Origin of the sequence: Mangrovimonas xylaniphaga (genome assembly GCF_001280435.1) — a bacterium.
In the GTDB taxonomy this organism is placed as follows: Bacteria; Bacteroidota; Bacteroidia; order Flavobacteriales; family Flavobacteriaceae; genus Mangrovimonas_A; species Mangrovimonas_A xylaniphaga.
In genome coordinates this window covers 875817-898340 of sequence record NZ_LBIP01000013.1, presented here as the reverse complement: position 1 = coordinate 898340, position 22524 = coordinate 875817, and the positions used below count along the sequence as shown (strand labels likewise).

Here is a 22524-nt window from a genome sequence, read left to right as displayed (position 1 = left end):
CCAGTAAAGAACTAATTATATGAGCAACATTAACGAATTTGGGAATATTGCATTCGATTTACCAAAAAACCAATCCAACGTTATCAAGGTGATTGGTGTTGGAGGTGGAGGAAGCAACGCCATCAACCACATGTTCCAGCAAGGAATTAAGGGCGTTGACTTTGTGATTTGTAATACAGACTCTCAAGCACTACAAAATAGTGGTGTCCCAAACAAGATCCAATTAGGGGTAAATTTAACCGAAGGATTAGGAGCAGGTGCCAACCCAGAAGTTGGGGAGCAAGCTGCTTTGGAAAGTTTAGAAGATATCAAACGCATGTTGGATACCAATACAAAAATGGTATTCATTACTGCAGGAATGGGCGGTGGAACTGGTACTGGAGCAGCTCCTGTAATCGCCAAATTATCGAAAGAACTGGATGTTTTAACTGTAGGAATTGTGACCATGCCTTTCCAATTCGAAGGAAAGACAAGAAACGAGCAAGCCCAAAGAGGAATTGAAAAACTGAGAAGTCATGTAGATTCCTTGATCGTTATCAATAACAACAAACTGCGTGAGGTTTATGGTAACTTAGGGTTTAAGGCTGGATTCTCAAAGGCTGATGAGGTGTTATCCACCGCGTCTAGAGGTATAGCGGAAGTAATTACGCATCACTATACCCAAAACATCGATTTACGTGACGCCAAAACCGTATTAAGCAATAGTGGAACCGCTATAATGGGGTCTGCTTCTGCTTCCGGTAAAACGCGTGCACAGGAAGCTATTATGAAAGCTTTGGATTCGCCATTGTTGAACGATAATAAAATTACTGGAGCCAAAAACGTATTGTTGCTTATCGTTTCTGGATCTCAGGAAATTACTATCGATGAAATTGGAGAAATCAATGACCACATTCAAAACGAAGCTGGTCATGGTGCCAATATCATTATGGGGGTAGGTGAAGATGAATCGCTTCAAGAATCTATCTCTGTAACCATCATTGCTACTGGATTTAACATTGATCAACAACACGAGATTTCCAATACCGAAATAAAGAAAGTGGTTCACGCCCTTGAAGATGATAAGGATGAAGTAAAGGTGAAGGAACAAGATCCTGCGATCATTACTCCAGATATTGTTTTGGAAAAGGAAGAGCCTAAGGCTCCAAAAATGGTAGTTCACACCTTGATGGATGAAGAAGAGGAAGAAGTGGCTCAAGCTAAGCCGCATTCTGAATTGATTCCAACAACCGAGTTTATCAAGAATATCAATGTTTCTTACGAAGAGGTTTTAGACCACAAAACTATGAGTGAAGAAGATTTTATCATCACTCCGGTTCAAGAGGTTAAGGAAGAGAAGAAGATTACAAGGGAATATGAGCAAGAAGAGCAGATTTCCTTGACTTTCGATTTGCCTTTAAGTACACCTCCAAAACAGGAAGAGAAGCCTAAGCATGGTATGGGAAATGAGCCTAAAATGTTGTTCAATCTTGATGATGAAATACGAAGCATTAGAGAGATCAAAAACATAAAGGTAAATGACCATATTGAAGTTATTCCAGTAACAGAAGCCAATGAACAAGGTGAAAAACGTTACGCTTTGGACGACTTTATGGATAATGATACATCTAGCAGTCAAGCTAAGTTGAAAAGAGAAACTAAAGTTGAAGAGGATATCATTTTTGAACGTAAGGTCGTAGAGCCTGAGCAACCTCAAAGACGTGAAGTAGAAGAAGTGGATCCTATGAATAGTCCTATCTCTGACCTTCTAAAAGAGCGTGCCGATGAGAGACGTCGTAAAATGAAGGACTTCAACTATAAATTCAATACAGCGAAAATTGACGAAATAGAAAAAGAACCTGCTTACAAACGACAGGGTGTGAATTTGGCAGAGTCTCAGCACTCTTCTGAAACCAATGCTTCCAGAATGTCTGTTGGAACTGACGACAACGATGACATTCAATTAAGGAGTAACAATTCATTTTTACACGACAACGTAGATTAATAGCAAATTTAGTTTAGTGTATCACACTTGTGTCAAACCCGGGAGGTATTATGGTGGCTTTCCGGGTTTTTTATTTTTGTAAAACAAGTGGTTTTTCAATCCCAAAACTGACAGATGCAATCTTAATTTTTTATTATCTTCGCAGTTCAATAAAACACCCTATTATGAGTTTACAGGAAGAAGTAATGGTTGCTATGAAAACGGCAATGAAGGCTAAAGATCAAACAGCTTTGGCGGCTTTGAGAGCTATTAAATCTGAGATTTTGTTGGCGCAAACCGAATCAGGATCTGCAGAAGGTCTAACCGAAGAGCAGGAATTGAAAATTGTTTCTAAACTTGTAAAGCAACGTAAGGATAGCGCCACTATTTTTATGGAGCAAAATAGGGAGGATTTGGCCGAGCCAGAATTGGCTCAGGCAGAAGTAATCAGTCAATTTTTACCGGAGCAATTGAGCGATGAAGAGGTAGAAGCTGTTGTGGTTGCTACTATAGCAAAAGTTGGTGCAGAGGGAATGAAAGATATGGGAAAAGTAATGGGAGCTGTTAACCAAGAATTGGCGGGAAAAGCTGATGGAAAGACTATTGCAAGTATAGTTAAGGCTAAATTGTCTTAGTGAGAGATAAAGTATTATTGGCTGCGTAGTTCAACTGGATAGAATATCAGATTTCGGCTCTGAGGGTTGGGGGTTCGAATCCCTCCGCGGTCACAAATTAAGGCTCAGCATTATAAATGCTGAGCTTTTTTGTTGTTGTTGAACGATGGTATAAAAAATGTTAAGTTAATGTTGATATTTTTTATAATCAATCAAAGTATTTCTCGTTATTTGTGAAACTAATTATCAAATCTTCATAATATTTTGACGGGAGTAGATTCAACTGTAATGGGAGTTTTTTTAGTCGGACTTTTTTTTATGCTTATGTACTTTGCATGGAGAATGTTTGAATTTAGATATGTGATTAGATATAAAAGACCACTTTACGTGCATGTTCCTTTTTTGTTGAAGTCATTAAATAAGAAACAGCGTTCCATTCTTCGAAATAAATTCAGTTTCTACAAAAAGTTGTATCCCAAACAACAACGCTTTTTTGAGCACAGGGTGGCTTCTTTTATCTCGGATAAGGATTTTATTGGAAGAGATGGGGTTGAAGTGACAGAAGAAATGAAAGTGCTTATTTCTGCTACTGCTGTAATGTTAACCTTTGGATTCCGGGATTTTTACATTGGGCTCATTGATAAGATTTTTATTTATCCAGAAGCCTTTTATTCTAAAATGAATGATTCCTACCATAAAGGAGAATTCAACCCTAAATTGCAAGCGTTGGTATTGTCATGGAAAGATTTTGAAGCAGGTTATGAAATTCAAAATGATAATTTGAATTTAGGGATCCATGAATTTGCCCATGCCATTCATTTGAATAGCTACAAGGAAGGGGATGTTAGTTCAGCAATTTTTTCCGATTCATTCAAGGAGTTGATAGATTTATTATCTAAGGATGAAGAGTTGAGAAAATCATTGGTAGAGTCAGAATACTTTAGGAATTATGCCTATACCAATCAATTTGAATTTATTGCTGTAATTATTGAGACTTTTATCGAAACACCTCAAGAGTTTAAATCTCTATTTCCTGAGATCTATGCCAAGACCAAGCAAATGCTCAACTTCCACTTTGCTGGTTACTAGGTTTTCTTCCTCTTGAAAAATTTATTTTTGAGAATATGGCTTCTATAGCTTTTATTGGTAGCAAAGGTAACCACTCTTTCTTTTGTGTTTACATAAGCATATTTTATGGTGTAATCAAGTCTGGCATAGCGTTGATGGCTTAAGGTGTATAGGTATTTTTTTTGTTTAAACTTTAGGCTTCCAACAAATTTAATCTGGTCATATTCTTTAAACAAAGCTGTATTTAAGGAAATGTAAGCGGCACATATATTAATTGAAAGTAAAGAGTTCAATAGCTTTTCATCTTTATTAAGACCAAGAACGAGGCTGTCATAACTATTTTTAAGCGATAAACGGTTGTAGAAGTAGGCATGGTCATTTATTTGCCAACTTAGGATGGTATGCAGATTGAGATAATAATTATTAGGAATCGAGATACCATTAACCAATTGTTTGGTTTGAAGCATTTCGTCAAGGTTAATTAATTTCCTGTGTTGAAATTGTAGCAGCTCTGTGTGTAATTCTACAGCAGCCAATTTACCATCCGACACTTGTCTTGGGAAATGTCTGTGGTTTTTGACTTGGTAACTGAAGGTGTAATATTTGTTATAGCCTTCCTCTTGTAGTAATTTAAAAGCTTGTTCAATTTGGTTTTCCTGAACCAATATATCAATATCTCCAATCATCCGCTCAGACAAGCTTTTGTACAAACCACTTGCCAACAAGGCTGTGCCCTTTACGAAAACATGGTTTATTTGATGTTTGGTAAGAAGTTGACAAATAAATTGAACTTCCTTGAAGATCTGTGTATTCCTTTCTAGATTTAAGCTGTTAATTTTCTCCAGGTATTCAATGAGTTCTCTGGGAAGTGTGTCCAATAATTGCTTTTCTTGCAGCCTATTGTAAATTGCAGGGAGTATGAGATGGCTGCTGCCAACTCTTACCAAATTATCCCAATCCATTTCTGGGGAAGAAAGGGATTGTCGTAATTGAGAATCATTAGATTCGAAGCTTAAGATCTCAGCGATCCTTAAAAATGTAGATTCTAGGGAAGGCATTTACTGAAATTATTGAGAAGAGTAATATACGATTAATTGGAAAATAATGATTTAAATTTAGAAATTGCTTCTTCATTATTATTGTATGTTAATGAATAAAATTCAACCGTTTCCAGCCAATTCAAAAACAATTTAGCATGCTTGGGATCCGGTGAGATCCACGATTCAGGAATGAGTGTTTCTAATGCTTTTGCAGGGTCTAGTTCCACTAGTACAGTGTTAGGAGTATTTTTGTCGTATTTTACCAAGACAATTTTGTTGCAAGGGAAATCAAATTTTTTAGGATTGATGTTAGTGGGTGGAATATACTTGACATATCCTTTGCTCTCGTTGATGAAAACTTCATCATAGTCGTCCATATCTGGAAAGAATGGCTTTAGTATTTTAACGGCTCCTTGTTTTATAGAAATAGCATTGGGGTTTCTGTAGACATGTAAATTATCGGCTAACATAGCCGTAATATCATCCGAAATTATATCCAAACCGTGAGCCATGAGAAGAGCGCTTAAAGTGCTTTTTCCATTACCAGAATCACCTATAAGCATGATCGCCTCTTTTCCATTTCCCAATGTTGATGCATGGAAAGTTCCTAACCAATCGCGTTCTTCTTTGTTGTAAAGCTCACATAGCAACAAGAAGTTGAATTTTCCTTGAAGCATATGATACTTCTTTTTTGGAAAAGCATAAAGAAAGTCATTGTTTTTATAGAGGAGAATATGTTTTTCATTACTCAATATATCAAACCGGCAGTCAAGTTTATTGTTTTTTTTAGCTATAAGATGGCTAATATTTGGGTGTAAATAAGATTTTAGGGCTGGTGTGGCGTAGTTGACTTGTGTTGGCTTTTGAAAAATATTGTATTGGTATGAAATGGTTATTTTGGATTTTTTGTCAAGATTTGAATAAGTTGTATCGAGAGCAGTTGGGTCTTTTTGTTTGCAATCAATAAGGAAGGTTTCTAAATCTTGATAAAGCTCTTTTGAGTTGATTTTATGATTGGATATTTGTTTTTGAAAATTATCAATAGAATCACAGCTCAAATACAATTTTATATAATTGTATGTAGATTTGTTAACAATAACATATCGATTACTGTTAAAAAACCAAAGCACGATAGATTGTCCTATCGTGCTTTTATAGTTAGGTTGTAGATTTTCTTTCAAAAAAATGATAAAAATAAGTTTGTTACCCCCCTATACCGCCAAAAGGATTTCCTCCAGGATCAGAAGGGTCTGTAATTGATTGGGCTTGAGATTCTTGAGGGCTGAGAATCAAAAAGGTTCCCACTGCCGTTAAAGCTGCGTATTTCCCCATTTTGGCCATAGCCTCTTTTCTTGTTATGTTATTTTGTTGTTTCTCTTTTTTCATAAGACAATCGAGTTGAGTCAAAAGTACTAAATATTTATAGTTGGCAAATTGTTTATGACTAACATTATAGAATTAGTTTTTTAGTTTTTTTACCATTTTCATTTTCAATTTGTATCACATAAGTGCCGTGACTTAAGTTTGATGTGTCGATAGTATGCGAAGTCGTATCTTTAGGTGTGTTTTCACTTAAAACCAGTCTACCTTGTATATCATAAACTTTTAGAGAAGTATTCCGAATTATATCTCCAACTACTCTAATGGAGTTGCTGTTGGAATAAATTTTTAAACTGTCCAAAAGGTTATGTTCAATTCCTAAAGCATTAGCTGAAAGGTGAAGATAAAACCTTCCTACACCACTAAGGTCTGCATCTGTTGTCAAAGAGTAGTTTGAAGTGTTAAGTAGAGTCCAAGTATTTTTTACATTGTCTTCCAAATATACTTCGGCACTTGGGTCTAATGTAGAATTGGAAAGAGAAAAATTGATTTGTTGCCCTTGTTTTGCTTCTACTCCTAACGGAATTGTTATGCTTTCTGAAATAGTTCCTGGGAGTGATTGAATGCCTAAAGGGGAATTATCATTGCCTTCTACTAAATTTGAATAAACCGAGAATGAGGGAATATTGCCGAAAAGTGCCGAATCATAATTTTGGTCAAAGCTAAGAGAAGCATTGTCATTTAAATAGAATTCAGTTTGGTAAAAACTGTTTTCATTAAAGAGTTCTATGCTAAAAAAGGCCTTATGTGGGCTAGTATTGTCCATTCTACCTGCAATAAAATCATCTGTGGTACCTGTAGTTCGCATTGATGTAGTAAAATTAATATTAGCGGAACTAGTAGCACAGGATACGTAAAAACCTTGACCAGGAGTTATCTTTGCATTTATGTTGGCATCGGAATAAGCTTGGTTCCATATGGTCCAACCATCTTGGGCGTTACCGTCATAACCATAAACACCTGATTTAATGGAATTGAATTTGCTGTTATTGGCGCTTAAAAATTCTGACAATTTAACATATGAAGGATAGGGGTTGCCTATTAAATTCCAAATAGAATAGGAGGGGCCGCTGTTAGTTATAGGTATGTTTATATCTTCTGTAATTACATTTCCTTCGAAAGCAAAGGTAGATCCGCCTGTGTCAGATGATGCTGCTCGATAACCAGTACCTGTCATTAACATAGTGTTTGCATTGTCTACTGAATCATAAAGAAGATAGGTGCCCGATGATTTTTCAAATGGGCCAAAAAGCTTTTGACTCGGAATGGAAGGGTTTGAAAGGATGTTTGAATTGTTTGCTGCAAACTCCCCAAAAGTTTGACCTACTAATGGAGGGGCAATCAAATCATTTCCTCCTACACTTTGGTTTTCATTAACATGTCGGTTGTAAATTACCTCACCGTTAACAGTACCGCTTACAATTAAGCTTGAATATGAAGTTGAAGCCGAATTGAGCTCTAAAGTTCCATTGTTGATCATGTTGCCGTTCAAGGTAAGTGATTGTCCCAGGGAAATAGTGACAGCTGCATTTTCATTGATTAAAAGATGATTTAACCCAATATTGGTGCCTACGTTATAAGTTCCGCTGAGGATAAGGGCGTCTTCAGCATTCGTAGTGCCATCTGGCGCCTCAGAGTTTAGCCAGTTGTTGTTACTATATACTAAACCGTCAAAGGCGGTTTTAAGTTTAAAGTTGTCAAAACCGGCAAAATCATTAAGGTTGTTGTTGCTTACTTGGATTTGTAAGCCAACGGTGCTCGCTGTATCTGGAATAGAAATGGCTTCAGAACCAGATCCATCTGTTATAGAGCTGCTACTGTTTCCGTCAAATAGATAATTGTAGCCTTGACCTATGCCATCTATCACTAGTTGGTAAAGAACATCGTCGTTATCGTTGTTAAATCCAATCACTTCCCAATCGAAGGTTAAGATCATGTTGTCAAAAATACTCACGTTAACATCTTCAAAGGTGATTATGGCATAAGTGGTTGGTGTGGTTCCATCGCTTAAATCATTTATGCCTAAAATATTTCCGGAAAATTCGGGTTTGCTTAGTGGTGTAGCAGAAGCTGCATCGACAATTCCGTAATAAGCTTCTCCCCATGTAGAACCAAAGAAAGCCAAATCTGTTGTGTAAGGCCACTCGGGAGTACTTCCGTCAAAATCTTGCTGGGCTATCGTAAACAAAGGACCATTAACGTTAAAAAGCTCAGAATAGGCCGTAAAAGATGGTATGGGAGGTGTGCCAATAGTTACTGTGAGCCATATGTTCGAGCCTTCGGCAGTAAACATTATTTCATCAAGTATAGCAATCCCGTTTACAAAACTGTATGCTCCTGCAGGAGGTTCCATGCTACCAGAAGATGATACAGTAAATGATTCTGCATAGTCTAGATCTATATTTAAATTATTGTCCACCGCTTGTAGGGTTGGGTAAGGAGTCATGATAACATAAATATTTGTGTCGGTAGGTTGTTGGTCAAATACAATTTGGACAGCGGTAACTTCTATGCGGTTGTCATCTCCAACAATTGGCGTTGCGGCGCCGCCTGCATCTATACTCGCAAAACTTGAGCCGTTAATAGCATCTGCTGCAGCGTCTGTAATAGTGACTTGAATTTGATCATTATCTGTTACTTCTGTCTTGAATGTAGCATACAAGCTAAAGGTATTGGATTCGTCATCTTCTGTTTGTAAGCCTGAGATATCCAAAAACTGTGTATTTTCACCAACAGAGGTTATTTCCGCGACGTTAGTTCCAAGAGCGTCCATAAGTGCCAAGGTTGCAATATTCTCGTAATTGGAAATAGTGAATCCTAGATCGGTTAGAATGGTGGGTTGATCATCTGCATCTGGTGCAGAAGCTCCTCCATCTCGTATTTCAAATTCCCCAATCATTAAGGCGTTCTCTGTAGTTAATCCAGAAGTATCATTGTAATTGCTATATATAAAATTGTCAGCTGGATCGAAGTCTGTACTTATAATATCCGATTCAGTACTGTTGGGGGTATTAGCCGTTACGGTTCCTGTAATTAGGGCACCAGCATTATCGATGCCTAATTCGTCCCAAGAATTCACACTCATTACACGTAGCCAGCCAGCATTAGCGGTTGCTCCCCAGGCATATAAGCGAAAGGTAATGGTGCCACCTGTTCCCGATGAAATGTTTAGTCCAGTGAAATCTGGGTTGTAATTAGTTAAATCTACAGGAAGCGTTCCGCTTCCGGCAATTGTACCTGGAGTAGCAAAGTTGTCAGTACTATACTGGATTACATAATTATTGGGTCCTGAAATATTTCGTCTCAACTCGATTTGGATACCATTTACAACAACGTCATAACCTGTATCTGCGGTTATGGACCATTGAAAATATTCAGTAGCGTCTACTTCTGTCCCGTTTACAACCCAATTGTTGGCGGTAAAAGCGGCAGTTGCTATTTGTGGAGAAATGCCAAGGCCTATTGTGAAGCCCTCAGAGGACAAAGAGAGGGCACTACCTGTTAAGGTGGGGTCATTAGAATTGTCATTATCAATGGCTACCAAGGTAATGTCTTGGGAGAAACCGGTAGTGACTGAAAATAACAATATTAAGAACGAAAAAGTAATTTTTTCCATAATTTCTAAGATAAAAAAGTTGATTGTTCTGCAAATATGCACATAAAGATACTAATTTTGAATGATTAATCATACAAATTTTGAGATGTAACTTTGTGTCGAATTTATAGGTCTTTAAACGATGAAAATGGATTTTTGTAATATGATTAAGGGTGTTAGGTCGGATGTGATGTAATCGCAAAAAAAGACGTAAAAATCAAGGGTAATGATAATTTAATTGTTTAATTATTAAAAATTTAATGTTTTCGATGTATAATTTTTTTGGTTGTTAGATTCGGTTTATTTTTACAAAGGAAAAGAAAAAATTAAAATGAGGAGGTTTCAATTGTATATTGAATATGTTGAATTGGATAATATAGTGAGAGTTTGATGTTTTGTAATTGATTGGTAATGATTGTGTTTGGGTGTTTTTGGTATTGTTTATTTTGAACGGCGTCCAGATTGGTCTAATGATAGAGGAATAATTAATATCTATACTTTTCGTTTTGAATATTTATAACAGAAAATAAACTGCATGAAGCAAAAAATAGCTTTTATTACAGGGGTGACAGGTCAAGATGGTGCTTATTTAAGTGAATTCTTGTTAAAAAAAGGGTACGTCGTACACGGGTTGAAACGTCGCTCTTCTTTATTCAATACTGATAGAATTGATCATTTATATCAAGATCCACATGAATCCCATAGAAATTTCATTCTTCACTATGGAGATATGACCGATAGTACAAACTTGATTCGTTTGATTCAAGAGATTCAGCCAGATGAAATTTACAATTTGGCGGCCATGAGTCATGTTCATGTGTCATTTGAAGTGCCTGAATATACTGGAAATGCAGATGGTCTTGGTACGTTAAGGATCTTGGATGCGGTGCGACTATTGGGATTGGAAAAGAAAACAAGGATTTATCAAGCTTCAACATCTGAATTGTATGGAAAAGTGCAAGAGGTTCCGCAGTCGGAAACAACCCCTTTTTACCCACGTAGCCCCTATGCGGTTGCTAAAATGTATGCCTATTGGATTACTGTAAACTATCGTGAGGCCTACGGAATGTATGCTTGTAATGGTATTTTATTTAATCATGAATCTCCAATTAGAGGGGAAACGTTTGTGACTAGAAAGATTACCAGAGCTGTTTCAAGGATTGCCTTAGGTTTACAGGATAAATTCTACTTAGGGAATCTTGATGCGCAGCGCGATTGGGGACATGCTAAGGATTATGTGCGGATGATGTGGATGATTTTACAAGCAGATGAGGCCGAAGATTGGGTGATTGCTACTGGAAAGACTACAAAAGTACGCGATTTTGTACGTATGGCATTTGCCGAAGTTGGTGTCACTTTAGAATTTAAAGGTGTAGGTGTTGAAGAAAAAGCTTATGTAGTGTCCTGTGATAATCCGGAATATCAAATTGAAATAGGGAAAGAAGTTCTTGCTGTGGATCCTAAGTACTTTAGACCAACTGAGGTAGATTTGCTTATTGGAGATGCTTCAAAAGCAAATAATAAATTAGGTTGGACTCCGAAATATGATTTGAAGGATTTGGTGAACGATATGATGCAAAGTGACCTTAAATTAATGAAAAAGGAACAGTATCTTAAAGAAGGAGATTATCAAATTTTAAATTATTTTGAATAGTTTTTAAGAATGGATACATCTTCAAAAATATATATTGCAGGCCACAAGGGCATGGTGGGTTCTGCCGTTTGGCGAGCATTAGAGCAAAAAGGATATAATAATTTGATGGGCAAATCCAGTACAGAGTTGGATTTGCGGAATCAAAGTTCAGTTATGCATTTCATTGCTCAAGAGCAGCCAGATGTTATTGTTGACGCTGCAGCTAGGGTAGGTGGTATTTTGGCAAACAATGACTTCCCCTACCAATTTTTAATGGAGAACTTACAAATTCAAAACAATCTTATTGATGCAGCGCATAAACATAATGTCGCTAAATTTGTGTTTTTAGGAAGTTCATGTATTTATCCAAAGTTGGCACCACAGCCTTTAAAGGAAGAATATCTTTTAACCGATAGTTTGGAGCCGACAAACGAGTGGTATGCCATCGCTAAAATTGCAGGTGTAAAGGGATGTGAGGCTATTAGGAAACAATACAAGAAGGATTTTGTAAGTTTGATGCCTACCAATTTGTATGGCTCAAATGATAATTTCGATTTAAAAACTTCCCATGTGCTACCGGCTATGATTAGAAAGTTTCATGAAGCCAAACTAAACGATAATGTACCCGTAACTTTATGGGGAAGTGGTGAACCTATGCGTGAATTTTTGCATGTGGATGATATGGCTAAATCTGTAGTGTTTGCAATAGAGAATAAACTATCAGAACATTTATATAATGTTGGTACAGGAACGGATATCACAATTAAAGAATTGGCACTGACTATTCAGGGAATAGTTGGTCATCATGGGGAAATTATTTGGGATACGACCAAGCCTAATGGAACACCTAGAAAATTATTGGACGTGTCTAAATTGAACCAACAAGGTTGGCAAGCCTCTATTCCTTTGAAAGAGGGGATAGCAGAAACCTATCAATGGTTTTTAGAACACATAGAAGATATAAAGCAAGTAAAACTTTCAAATTAAAGTAATGACAATAAAAAATATATGCTGTATAGGGGCTGGTTATGTCGGTGGTCCTACAATGGCTGTAATTGCCCAAAAAAATCCTAATGTAAAAGTAACGGTTGTAGATCTTAATAAGGCTAGGATTGCAGCTTGGAATGACGAAGATTTGTCGAAATTACCGGTTTACGAACCTGGTTTGGATAAAGTAGTAGAAGAGGCAAGAGGAAGAAATCTCTTTTTTTCTACTGAAGTAGACAAGGCTATCGAAGAGGCTGAAATGGTCTTTATTTCAGTAAATACGCCTACCAAAACCTACGGAGAAGGAAAAGGAATGGCCGCCGATTTAAAATATGTAGAATTGTGTGCACGTCAAATTGCTAGAGTAGCTAAGGGAGATAAGATTGTTGTTGAGAAGTCTACCCTTCCCGTAAGAACAGCTCAAGCGGTGAAAAGTATTTTAGCGAATACAGGAAATGGTCATAAATTTTCTATTTTATCCAATCCTGAGTTTTTAGCTGAAGGTACTGCAGTGGAGGATTTGCAAAGTCCAGATAGAGTGCTGATTGGAGGAGAGGATACTCCTGAAGGTAAAGAAGCAATGCAAGCTTTAGTGGATATCTATGCTAGCTGGGTTCCAAAAGAACAGATTTTAACAACCAATGTATGGTCTTCTGAGTTATCCAAATTGGTAGCTAATGCTTTCTTAGCTCAGCGTGTGTCTTCTATTAACGCTATTTCGGAATTATGCGAAGCTACCGAAGCAGACGTAGAGGAAGTATCTAGAGCAATTGGGAAAGATTCTAGAATTGGACCTAAGTTTTTAAAAGCCTCTGTTGGTTTTGGAGGCTCTTGTTTTCAAAAGGATATTTTAAACTTGGTATACATTTCCAAATCTCTAGGACTAAATGAGGTGGCTAATTACTGGGAGCAGGTCATCATCATGAATGATTACCAAAAGTATCGTTTTGCTAAAAAGATCATTACAACTTTATATAATACTATTGCAGATAAAAAGATCGCCTTTTTGGGGTGGGCTTTTAAAAAGGATACTAACGATACTAGGGAGAGTGCGGCCATTTATGTGGCAGAGCACTTACTTCAAGAACAGGCCAATATCGTCGTGTTTGATCCTAAGGTTACCGAAGAACAAATATATTCCGATTTAGAATATTTAGGAACGCTGTCTTCCGAAGAAATAAAAAATAGAGTAACAGTGGTCGATAATCCATATGACGCTATGGAACAAGCACATGCCGTAGCTGTGTTGACAGAATGGGATGAGTTTAAAGCTTACGAATGGGACAAGGTATATGAGAATATGATGAAGCCGGCATTTGTGTTTGATGGGCGTACTATTTTGGATTATGGGAAATTAGACGCTTTGGGGTTTGATGTTTACGTGATAGGAAAGTAAAAGAGTTATATTTTGATAGGGTTGTGCTAAAGTTGCATAGCGGCATTTAAAGGACAATTTTAATAGCTTGTAAAGCTATATTTAATATTTATGAATTCACTTGATTTATAGTAGAATTCATTTAAATTTGAGAGTTGTAAAAATGTAATGTCTCTGATTGTCAGTTGTATTGATGGTTGGTTGAACTGAATTTAGAAACACAGATAAGAAATATTTAGGATATGAAAAAATTAATAGTAACAGGATCATCGGGATTGGTTGGGTCTGAGGTTTGTAAGCACTTTGATAAATTGGGTTGGAAAATCTATGGCATCGATGCCAATCAAAGAGCTGTCTTTTTTGGAGAGAAAGGCGATACGCGTTGGAATCAAGCTAGATTAGAAAAAGAATTGAACGCTTTTACGCATGTAGAGTTGGATATTCGCGATCGCGAAGGGGTCTTGAAAACCATTAAAGACATCGCTCCAGATGCCATCGTGCACACCGCTGCACAACCAAGTCATGATCGTGCGGCAGACATTCCATTTGATGATTTTGATACTAATGCTGTAGGAACGTTCAATATGTTGGAAGCGACACGTCAATATTCTACAAATATTCCTTTTGTGCATTTGTCCACTAATAAGGTGTATGGTGATGCTCCTAATAGAATTCCAATGGTAGAATTGGAGACGCGTTGGGACTATGCGGATGAGAAGTATTTAACTGGAATTGCTGAAGATTTTACCATCGATCAAAGTAAACACTCTTTGTTTGGAGCCTCTAAAGTTGCTGCTGATGTCTGTGTGCAGGAGTACGGAAGATATTTTAATATGCCAACCTGCGTGCTTCGAGGAGGTTGTTTAACTGGTCCAAATCATACAGGTGTAGAACTTCATGGCTTCTTGAGTTATTTGGTGAAATGTAATTTGGATGGGACACAGTACACTGTTTTTGGTTATAAGGGAAAACAAGTAAGGGATAATATTCATTCATATGACATTTCAAGATTCATTGAAGAGTTTATTAAGGCTCCGAGAGTTGCCGAGGTATATAATTTAGGAGGAGGAAAGGATAATACCTGTTCTATTTTGGAAGCCTTCAAAATTGCCGAAAAGTATTCTGGTAAAACTATGAACTATGTGTATTCTGATAAGAACAGAGAGGGTGACCACATCTGTTATTACAGTGATTTAAGGAAAATGAAAGCACACTATCCTGATTGGGATATTACAATCTCCTTAGATGAAACCATCAGGCAGATAGTTGAGTCGTGGAAAACACGTTTGGTGGAACAAGAAGGGTAATATATGAAGATTTTTATTACAGGAATCTGTGGGTTTGTTGGATCTACCATTGCTAGACATTTGAAAAAAACAAATCCGGATTTCGAAATTTTCGGGTTGGATAGTTTTATTCGCTCTGGGAGTTGGACCAATCTGAAACCTCTGCAGGATTTGGGTATTACGGTATTTAAAGGCGATATTAGGAATACTAGTGATTTGGAAGTGATTCCTCAAGCTGATTTTTTAATTGATGCGGCGGCTAACCCTTCTGTGTTGGCAGGAGTCGATGGGAAAACTAGTAGTAGACAGCTAGTGGAGCATAATTTAGGAGGAACTATTAATCTTTTAGAATATTGTAAAAAATATAAAGCTGGCTTTGTATTATTATCTACAAGTAGAGTGTATTCCATCCCAGATTTGGCAAACCTACAAATGTCTGAGCAGAACAATGCTTTTAAACCTAGTCTTGAGCAAACTTTTCCTGTAGGTATTACTGTGAATGGTGTTAATGAAACTTACAGTACCTTACCTCCGGTTTCTTTGTACGGTAGTACAAAAGTAACTTCTGAACATTTAGCCTTGGAATATGGAGAAACCTTTGGGTTTCCAGTATGGGTGAACCGTTGTGGGGTGCTTGCGGGTGCAGGGCAGTTTGGACACCCTGCTCAAGGTATTTTTGCCTTCTGGATTCACAGTTTCCAAGAGAATCGACCATTAAAATATATCGGTTTTGGTGGGTCAGGCTATCAAGTTAGGGATTGTTTGCACCCCAATGATTTAGCAGCCCTTATTTTAATACAAATGAAGGAGCCTAGTATTTCTAGTAAACCAAAAATTGTGAATGTAAGCGGCGGTGTACAGAATTCCATGTCATTAGCACAATTAACCACTTGGTGTGAAACAAATATTGGTCAAAATATGGTAGAGAGTACCAATACAGAACGCCCATTTGATATTCCTTGGATGGTTTTGGATTCTCAAAAAGCAAAAGACGTTTGGGGCTGGGCTCCTAAAATAAGTATAGAAACTATTTTACTGGAAATAGCCACTTTTGCCAAGACTCAAGAGGGGTGGTGTGAGTTGAGTGCGCGATAATATAAAAAATAAACGCGATAATATAAAAAATAAAACGGCAATATTTTAGAATTATTATAAAAAAGAATAGCCCTAAAGAAACTACTATAGCTAAAAGTATGCAAGAGACTATCCAAAATGATGATTGGACTATTGAAATTAATCCCAAATCAAAATTATTAGATTTAAATTTAAAGGAAGTTTGGCGTTATCGCGATTTATTAATGCTGTTTGTGCGTCGTGACTTTGTAGCGGTATATAAGCAGACCATTTTTGGGCCTTTATGGTTTTTTATTCAACCCATATTAACTACTATTATGTTTATGGTTGTTTTTGGGGGGATTGCCAAGATGAGTACTGAGGGTATGCCGCCTGCCGTATTTTATCTGTCGGGGATTGTGTTATGGAATTATTTTGCAACTGCTTTTTCCTTGGTGTCCAATACCTTTGTAGCAAACAAAGCTGTATTTGGTAAAGTATATTTCCCTCGTATAGTAACTCCCTTGAGTTTAATTGTATCTAAATTGTTGACCTTTGGAGTGCAGTTTGTCCTATTCTTAGTAATCTATCTATATTATCTTGTATTTACAGAGGCTCCATTACGACCTAATGTAATGATTTTATTACTACCTGTATTAATAGTCATGACAGCAGGACTGTCATTAGGGCTTGGCTTAGTCATAACATCCTTAACAACTAAGTATCGTGACTTTACCTTTTTGTTGGGGTTTGCCATTCAATTGGGGATGTATGCCACGCCCATTATTTATCCGGCCAGTTCTGTTCATGGAAAAATGAGAATGGCCATAATGGCCAATCCTATGAGTGCTGTTATAGAAACGTTTCGTTATGCCTTTTTGGGAGTAGGCCATTTTAGTTGGTTGGCTTTGGGCTACAGTTTAGTAGTGATGCTAGTATTGTTGGTTATTGGAGTTGTTACTTTCAACAGAGTAGAAAAGAGTTTTATGGATACGGTATAGTTTGGGGTCTCGATACGATTTCCACTCCCTAGGGAGTGGAAATCACTCGAACTGACGTTGAAAATTGATAACAAATAAAGGCAAGCAGTTATATGAAACCTGCAATAAAAATAAAAAATTTAAGTAAACAGTACCGATTGGGGACTGTGGGAACGGGCTCTTTTGCCCATGATATGAACCGTTGGTGGCATACTTTGAGGGGGAAGGAAGACCCATATTTGAAAATTGGCGAAACCAATGATAGAACGAGTAAAGGAAACTCGGACTATGTGTGGGCACTGCGAGATATCAACTTTGAGGTTCATCAAGGGGAGGTCTTGGGAATTATAGGTAAAAACGGCGCTGGTAAATCCACGTTGTTAAAATTGCTGAGTAGGGTTACGTCTCCAACAACGGGGAGTATCAAGGCTCGTGGGCGGATTGCTTCCTTATTAGAAGTAGGTACAGGTTTCCATCCTGAATTAACAGGGCGTGAAAATGTATTTTTGAATGGGGCCATTATGGGGATGACCAAACAGGAAATATCCTCAAAATTTGATGAAATTGTAGATTTTGCAGGTTGCGAACGTTATATTGATACGCCTGTTAAACGCTATTCTTCTGGAATGTATGTGCGTTTGGCTTTTGCGGTAGCCGCGCATTTGGAACCTGAAATTTTAATTGTGGATGAAGTATTGGCGGTTGGTGATGCCGAATTCCAAAAGAAGGCTATAGGTAAAATGAAAGAGGTTAGCAGGGGAGGGGAACGTACTGTGTTGTTTGTAAGTCATAACATGGCAAGTATTCAGAATTTGTGTTCCAAGGTTCTTGTTATGCAGAATGGTACGTTCGCCTATATGGGAGACACTGAAGATGGCGTTAATTTTTATTTAAAGCAAAGTAGGGAACAAATTTCATTAAAATTGAATGAGAGAATGGATAGAACCAATGGTAAGAATTTAAGGTTTACAGATATTAAACTTTTAAACTTTAAGGGAGAAGTTGTAGAACAGGCAATGAGTGGAATGGAAGTAAAGTTTGAGATTAGCTATTCTTTAAAGATATCTCTTAAAAATGTAGCTTTTAGATTAGTGATTTCTAATATTGATGGGCAAGATTTGTTTTTATGTAACAATGCCTTTAGCGATAAAAGAATAGATATTAATTCTGAGGGAAAATTTGTTTTTAGAATACCAAAATTTCCTTTACCAGAAGGGGAATATTTTATTCAACTTAGTGCGTATTCTGATAAAGGAATTGAGGATGATATCGAATCAGTATTGAAATTGGATGTTGAAAAAGGAGACTTTTTTTTAACAGGTAATGTTCCAGTTAAAAAAGATGGGATATTTGTTGAACATTATTTTGAACATTAATTTTAAAAAGGAAATTTTGCTTAATGGATTCTATTTTCTATTTGAAGATTGTTTCAATGAATAATAATATTTATGTATAATAAAATAAAAGAGTTTTTTAAAATTAAAATACGAAAGGAAGGAAAAGTTACTTTGCCTAAAGACGTTCTATTCTTTATGAGCAAAAGGGCTATTTTTATTCATATACCTAAAACAGCTGGGATTTCGATATATCAAGCTTTATTCGGAAGAGGTTCTTTTGATCATAAGAGATTAGTTTATTATAAAGAATTAATGCCCAAAGAAGATTTTGATAACTCTTATAAATTTTCTTTTGTTAGAAATCCTTATGATAGGTTGGCATCAGCTTTTTTTTATTTGAAAAAGGGAGGAAGACAGGAGGATATAGATTTACATTACCAATCTTTAATTTCTTCTTGTGAAAATTTTAATGATTTTGTTCTTAATTGGTTAAATACTGATACAATGAATCAAGTTAATCATTTTAAAACACAAACACATTTTTTGGTAAATAATGAAAATGAAATAATACTTGATTTTATTGGGAAATTTGAATCTCTTAATGAGGATTATGTGAAAATTCCTAATTATCTGAAAAATGAAGAAAATATCCCTGTTTTGAATTCTAATAAATCTAAAAATATTATTAATTATTCTGAATGGCCAAGAGAAGTTATATTGAAAATCAATGAACTGTATAAAGAAGATTTTGAAAATTTGAATTATAGCATGATAACATATGAATTCTAAGATAAAGCCTATAGCTATTTATTTACCGCAGTTTCATCCCATTCCAGAAAATGATTGGTGGTGGGGAAAAGGATTTACAGAATGGAATAATGTTGTAAAGGCGAAACCTAGATTTGAAAATCATTACCAACCACATTTGCCTGCGGATCTTGGATTTTATGATTTAAGATTACACGAAATAAGAGAACAGCAGGTACAACTGGCTAAGGATAATGGAATTTATGGGTTTTGTTATTATCATTATTGGTTTAATGGAAAAAGGGTTTTGGACAGGCCTTTTGAGGAAGTATTCGAAAGTAAGAAGCCAGATTTTCCTTTCTGTTTATGTTGGGCTAATGAAAATTGGACACGAGCATGGGATGGAAGTGAGAGGGATATCTTGCTTGAGCAAAGTTATTCAGAGCAAGATGATAAAGAACATATAAATTATTTAATAAAGTATTTTAAGGACGATAGATATATTAAAGTTAATGGAAAGCCGGTGTTTATTTTCTATAAGCCGGACCTTTTTCCAAACATGAAGAGGACCATAGAGGTATTTAGGGAAGAGGCATTAAAGCATGGAATAGAACTTTATTTATGTCGATTTGAAAGATGGATTGATTCAAAACCATATAATGATGAGGAAATAGGTTTTGATGCAGCAATAGAATTTCAACCCCTTTCTCCCTCTTTGAAGGAATTTGTAAAACATTTAGAAAGGAAAGCTCATCAAGAATATTGTAACAAATCAATAGTGGAAAAATGCATTATAAAGATTGATAAAAAGATTGAAAATGTATTTGGTAAACAAGATAATACTGTAAAAGATGATATTTTTGATTACAGTGAATTTGTTGAATTTGATTTGAAAAGAAAACAACCGAAATATAAAATTTACCCTGGAGTATCACCTATGTGGGATAATACATCTAGAAGGGAAAATCAAAGAGCAATTATATTTAAAAATAGTACCCCAACAATATTTGAAAAATGGTTTTCTAAAAAGATAGAAAAATTTAAACCTTTTAGTGAAGAAGAAAACTTTATTTTTATAAATGCCTGGAATGAATGGGCGGAAGGTAATCATTTAGAACCATGTAAAAAATGGGGTTTACAGTATTTGGAAGCAATTAAAAGAACTCTTAAAGGGAATGATTAGAGATGCCTTCAGTATACTTGTTATTATTGTCACCTATAATGGTTCCAAATGGGTAGATAGGTGTTTTTCAAGTCTTCAAAATTCTCGTGTATCTGTAGATACTTTGGTCATTGATAATGGCTCTACAGATGATACCCTTAGTTTAATAAAAACAAAGTATCCCGAAGTTGAAGTAATTGAAACTGGTGAAAATTTAGGGTTTGGAAAAGCTAATAATATTGGGTTGAAACGTGTTTTGGTTGAAGGCTATGAGTATGCCTTTTTACTGAATCAAGATGCCTGGATAGAACCGGATACTTTAGAAACCTTATTGAAGGTTTCCCTGCAAGATTTAGATTTGGGGATTATAAGCCCTATACATTTAAACGGCCAAGGAGATGCCATTGATAAAAAATTTCAGTGGTATTTAAGTCCAAAATATACGCCATCATTCTATTCCGATTTATATCTTGATAGGCAAAAGCCTTATTACATTTCAACATACGCCAATGCTGCAGCTTGGTTGGTGACAAAAAAGTGTATTAGTGTTGTTGGGGAATTTGATCCATTGTTTGATCATTATGGTGAGGATGATGATTATTTAAATCGTTTGCATAAAAATGGATTTAAATTAGGAATTGTACCAACTGCAAAAATTTATCATGATAGGCCACAAGAAGGAAAAATGAATAATAAATTTTATGACAATGAAGTTTATTTTAAATCGTTATTACGGGCTAAAAATGGTGAAAAAGCAAAGAAGCATTTTTTTTGGAGAAAATTAATTGCAGACTATTTTGTTCTTTATTTTGTGTATTTCGGAAAAAATGATTGTTTGAAGAAAACTATTAAAATGGATATTTTGACTTTACGTTTGGGACAGTTAACAAAGAAGGAATTCCAAAAGAGTTAAATAAGATCTTCCTATGAGCAATTTTTCATTGGTATCTGTAATTATCCCCTTATACAATAGGGAAAGTGTTATTTTAGAGACTCTTCAATCCGTATCCCGTCAATCATTGCCGGAGTTTGATTGTATAATTGTAGATGATGGTTCAACTGATAATACAATTACAATTGTAAAGCAGTATATCTCCCAAGATAGTCGATTTAGACTAATTCATAGGAATCGACTTCCCAAAGGAGCAAATACCTGTAGGAATATGGGTTTAAAAGAAGCTGAGGCTGAATATGTCGTTTTTTTAGACTCAGATGATATACTTAGCGATAATTTTTTGGAGTCTCAATTAAATGCTTTGAATAGTTCTGAAGCAGATGCAATGATTTCCCGAATCATAGAATTTAAACATGACATATCTTTAGGTAAGGAAAGGAATCATGATTTTGAAATAAATTTAGCAGGCTATCTTGAGAGAAAATGTTCATGGTTGACTTCTGCTGTTTTTTGGAAGAAAGAGGCCATTGTTGGCGTTGGTGGTTTTGATGAAGGTATCATGAAATGGCAGGATTGGCTGTTAAATGTTAAAGCATTGGCTAAAGGAATTATTTTTTTGCAAAACAAGGAGTGTAATATGTATTATCGTTCTTCTTGGGATGAACATCAAGTATCCAATTCACTGAATAGGGATGAATTTAACTATGATAAATATTACCAGACTAGAATTTTAGCACTTCGGTATTTGTCTGGTTTAGAAGAAAAGAAATATTTGCTGAATCATTTTAATGTCAGTTTGATAAAAAATGTTAGCTCCACTAGGTTTAGGGCAAATATTTTAGTGATTTTATGTCTTCACTCACATTCAATAAAACCATTATTTGAATATTTCAGGTAGCAAGGCTAAGATTTTTTACGTAGCTTATTATTGTGCTTTTACTAAAATAATTATCTTAGTGTTAGGTGATTGAGTTTTTTTTTGGTAAAATTGATTAATCGGAATTAGAAAAAAAACTTGTCTTAGAAAACTTATTCGATTAAATAAAAAGGACTTCATCTCTAGGACTGATAAATTTAGTAAGCTTTGCATTTTCAAAAGGATAGGTTAAGTTGTTGATTTTCGTTTGTTTTAATATTGTTTTTTCGCAACACAATATTGTTTTAAAATATTGGGGAGTAATTAAGCTATGAAGGAATAATTATTAGGCTCGTCGGGAGGGCTTTTTCTAAAATTTATACCAAGAGGTTATATACAGAAAGAAAAAGTGATATTGTTAAATATACTAAAAAGTAATCTCCTTGGCGGGGGTGAAATTTAATAATTGAGTTAATTAAAGGTTTACGTTTAGTCTTTGTCTATTCTAGTAAGTTAAGATCTAACAAGGTTTAGGACATTGAATAACCGTTTT

At 35.8% G+C, this 22524-nt stretch carries 18 protein-coding genes and 1 tRNA gene; 15 read left to right on the top strand and 4 right to left on the bottom strand.

Going from position 1 to position 22524, the window contains the following annotated elements; translation table 11 throughout:
- Positions 1-19 precede the first annotated feature (19 nt).
- The 4 genes from ftsZ to ZA06_RS04005 all read left to right on the top strand — a co-directional run bounded on the left by ftsZ (position 20) and on the right by ZA06_RS04005 (position 3666).
- Positions 20-1984, top strand: a complete 1965-nt coding sequence (gene ftsZ / locus ZA06_RS04020; protein WP_053976100.1) for a cell division protein FtsZ — start codon at positions 20-22, stop codon at positions 1982-1984.
- 164 nt (positions 1985-2148) lie between these two features.
- Positions 2149-2598: a GatB/YqeY domain-containing protein gene (locus ZA06_RS04015; protein ID WP_053976099.1), complete on the top strand. Its 450-nt coding sequence runs from the start codon at positions 2149-2151 to the stop codon at positions 2596-2598.
- 19 nt (positions 2599-2617) lie between these two features.
- Positions 2618-2691 (top strand) — tRNA-Arg (locus ZA06_RS04010).
- Positions 2692-2937: 246 nt separating this feature from the next.
- Complete coding sequence (locus ZA06_RS04005; protein WP_240472198.1) at positions 2938-3666, top strand: zinc-dependent peptidase; 729 nt, start codon at positions 2938-2940, stop codon at positions 3664-3666.
- On the opposite strand, the gene ZA06_RS04000 is transcribed toward ZA06_RS04005, so the two are convergent.
- The 4 genes from ZA06_RS04000 to ZA06_RS03985 all read right to left on the bottom strand — a co-directional run bounded on the left by ZA06_RS04000 (position 3663) and on the right by ZA06_RS03985 (position 9681).
- Positions 3663-4703 carry a nucleotidyltransferase family protein gene (locus ZA06_RS04000; protein WP_053976097.1) on the bottom strand — a complete coding sequence of 347 codons (1041 nt, stop codon included), beginning with the start codon at positions 4701-4703 and terminating at the stop codon, positions 3663-3665. The two genes, ZA06_RS04005 and ZA06_RS04000, sit on opposite strands and share 4 nt — an antisense overlap.
- A gap of 32 nt (positions 4704-4735) precedes the next feature.
- Positions 4736-5362 (bottom strand): phosphoenolpyruvate carboxykinase (ATP), encoded by a 627-nt coding sequence (locus ZA06_RS16870; protein ID WP_157503083.1) that lies wholly within the window; start codon positions 5360-5362, stop codon positions 4736-4738.
- 526 nt (positions 5363-5888) lie between these two features.
- The gene (locus ZA06_RS03990; RefSeq protein WP_053976095.1) at positions 5889-6071 is read right to left on the bottom strand and encodes a hypothetical protein; all 183 of its coding nucleotides are present in this window, start codon (positions 6069-6071) and stop codon (positions 5889-5891) included.
- A gap of 64 nt (positions 6072-6135) precedes the next feature.
- The gene (locus ZA06_RS03985) at positions 6136-9681 is read right to left on the bottom strand and encodes a T9SS type A sorting domain-containing protein (RefSeq protein ID WP_053976094.1); all 3546 of its coding nucleotides are present in this window, start codon (positions 9679-9681) and stop codon (positions 6136-6138) included.
- A 514-nt stretch (positions 9682-10195) separates the two neighbouring features.
- On the opposite strand from ZA06_RS03985, the gene gmd reads away from it, so the two are divergent.
- From gmd to ZA06_RS03930, 11 genes are all read left to right on the top strand, one after another.
- Positions 10196-11314 carry a GDP-mannose 4,6-dehydratase gene (gene gmd, locus ZA06_RS03980; RefSeq protein WP_053976093.1) on the top strand — a complete coding sequence of 373 codons (1119 nt, stop codon included), beginning with the start codon at positions 10196-10198 and terminating at the stop codon, positions 11312-11314.
- A gap of 9 nt (positions 11315-11323) precedes the next feature.
- Positions 11324-12280 (top strand): GDP-L-fucose synthase family protein, encoded by a 957-nt coding sequence (locus ZA06_RS03975; RefSeq protein ID WP_053976092.1) that lies wholly within the window; start codon positions 11324-11326, stop codon positions 12278-12280.
- 4 nt (positions 12281-12284) lie between these two features.
- A complete protein-coding gene (locus ZA06_RS03970; RefSeq protein WP_053976091.1) occupies positions 12285-13676 on the top strand; it encodes a UDP-glucose 6-dehydrogenase in 1392 nt (463 codons plus the stop codon).
- A gap of 221 nt (positions 13677-13897) precedes the next feature.
- Positions 13898-14962: an NAD-dependent epimerase/dehydratase family protein gene (locus ZA06_RS03965; RefSeq protein ID WP_053976090.1), complete on the top strand. Its 1065-nt coding sequence runs from the start codon at positions 13898-13900 to the stop codon at positions 14960-14962.
- A 3-nt stretch (positions 14963-14965) separates the two neighbouring features.
- Positions 14966-16036, top strand: a complete 1071-nt coding sequence (locus ZA06_RS03960) for an NAD-dependent epimerase/dehydratase family protein (RefSeq protein WP_053976089.1) — start codon at positions 14966-14968, stop codon at positions 16034-16036.
- A 98-nt stretch (positions 16037-16134) separates the two neighbouring features.
- Positions 16135-16995, top strand: coding sequence for an ABC transporter permease (locus tag ZA06_RS03955; protein WP_053976088.1), 861 nt, complete (start codon positions 16135-16137; stop codon positions 16993-16995).
- A gap of 92 nt (positions 16996-17087) precedes the next feature.
- Positions 17088-18350 (top strand): ABC transporter ATP-binding protein, encoded by a 1263-nt coding sequence (locus tag ZA06_RS03950; RefSeq protein ID WP_053976087.1) that lies wholly within the window; start codon positions 17088-17090, stop codon positions 18348-18350.
- 72 nt (positions 18351-18422) lie between these two features.
- Complete coding sequence (locus ZA06_RS03945) at positions 18423-19100, top strand: sulfotransferase family 2 domain-containing protein (protein ID WP_082331925.1); 678 nt, start codon at positions 18423-18425, stop codon at positions 19098-19100.
- Positions 19090-20241, top strand: a complete 1152-nt coding sequence (locus ZA06_RS03940) for a glycoside hydrolase family 99-like domain-containing protein (protein ID WP_053976086.1) — start codon at positions 19090-19092, stop codon at positions 20239-20241. The genes ZA06_RS03945 and ZA06_RS03940 overlap by 11 nt, the downstream gene beginning before the upstream one ends.
- Positions 20234-21133: a glycosyltransferase family 2 protein gene (locus tag ZA06_RS03935; protein WP_053976085.1), complete on the top strand. Its 900-nt coding sequence runs from the start codon at positions 20234-20236 to the stop codon at positions 21131-21133. The genes ZA06_RS03940 and ZA06_RS03935 overlap by 8 nt, the downstream gene beginning before the upstream one ends.
- 13 nt (positions 21134-21146) lie before the next feature.
- Positions 21147-22013: a glycosyltransferase family 2 protein gene (locus ZA06_RS03930; RefSeq protein WP_082331924.1), complete on the top strand. Its 867-nt coding sequence runs from the start codon at positions 21147-21149 to the stop codon at positions 22011-22013.
- Positions 22014-22524 lie beyond the last annotated feature (511 nt).

Bases quoted from the DNA above. Each gene is read 5' to 3' on its own strand.
- ftsZ (WP_053976100.1), top strand. From the start codon at position 20: ATGAGCAACATTAACGAATTTGGGAATATTGCATTCGATTTACCAAAA.
- ZA06_RS04015 (WP_053976099.1), top strand. From the start codon at position 2,149: ATGAGTTTACAGGAAGAAGTAATGGTTGCTATGAAAACGGCAATGAAG.
- ZA06_RS04000 (WP_053976097.1), bottom strand. From the start codon at position 4,703: ATGCCTTCCCTAGAATCTACATTTTTAAGGATCGCTGAGATCTTAAGC.
- ZA06_RS16870 (WP_157503083.1), bottom strand. From the start codon at position 5,362: ATGCTTCAAGGAAAATTCAACTTCTTGTTGCTATGTGAGCTTTACAAC.
- ZA06_RS03990 (WP_053976095.1), bottom strand. From the start codon at position 6,071: ATGAAAAAAGAGAAACAACAAAATAACATAACAAGAAAAGAGGCTATG.
- ZA06_RS03985 (WP_053976094.1), bottom strand. From the start codon at position 9,681: ATGGAAAAAATTACTTTTTCGTTCTTAATATTGTTATTTTCAGTCACT.
- gmd (WP_053976093.1), top strand. From the start codon at position 10,196: ATGAAGCAAAAAATAGCTTTTATTACAGGGGTGACAGGTCAAGATGGT.
- ZA06_RS03975 (WP_053976092.1), top strand. From the start codon at position 11,324: ATGGATACATCTTCAAAAATATATATTGCAGGCCACAAGGGCATGGTG.
- ZA06_RS03970 (WP_053976091.1), top strand. From the start codon at position 12,285: ATGACAATAAAAAATATATGCTGTATAGGGGCTGGTTATGTCGGTGGT.
- ZA06_RS03965 (WP_053976090.1), top strand. From the start codon at position 13,898: ATGAAAAAATTAATAGTAACAGGATCATCGGGATTGGTTGGGTCTGAG.
- ZA06_RS03960 (WP_053976089.1), top strand. From the start codon at position 14,966: ATGAAGATTTTTATTACAGGAATCTGTGGGTTTGTTGGATCTACCATT.
- ZA06_RS03955 (WP_053976088.1), top strand. From the start codon at position 16,135: ATGCAAGAGACTATCCAAAATGATGATTGGACTATTGAAATTAATCCC.
- ZA06_RS03950 (WP_053976087.1), top strand. From the start codon at position 17,088: ATGAAACCTGCAATAAAAATAAAAAATTTAAGTAAACAGTACCGATTG.
- ZA06_RS03945 (WP_082331925.1), top strand. From the start codon at position 18,423: ATGTATAATAAAATAAAAGAGTTTTTTAAAATTAAAATACGAAAGGAA.
- ZA06_RS03940 (WP_053976086.1), top strand. From the start codon at position 19,090: ATGAATTCTAAGATAAAGCCTATAGCTATTTATTTACCGCAGTTTCAT.
- ZA06_RS03935 (WP_053976085.1), top strand. From the start codon at position 20,234: ATGATTAGAGATGCCTTCAGTATACTTGTTATTATTGTCACCTATAAT.
- ZA06_RS03930 (WP_082331924.1), top strand. From the start codon at position 21,147: ATGAGCAATTTTTCATTGGTATCTGTAATTATCCCCTTATACAATAGG.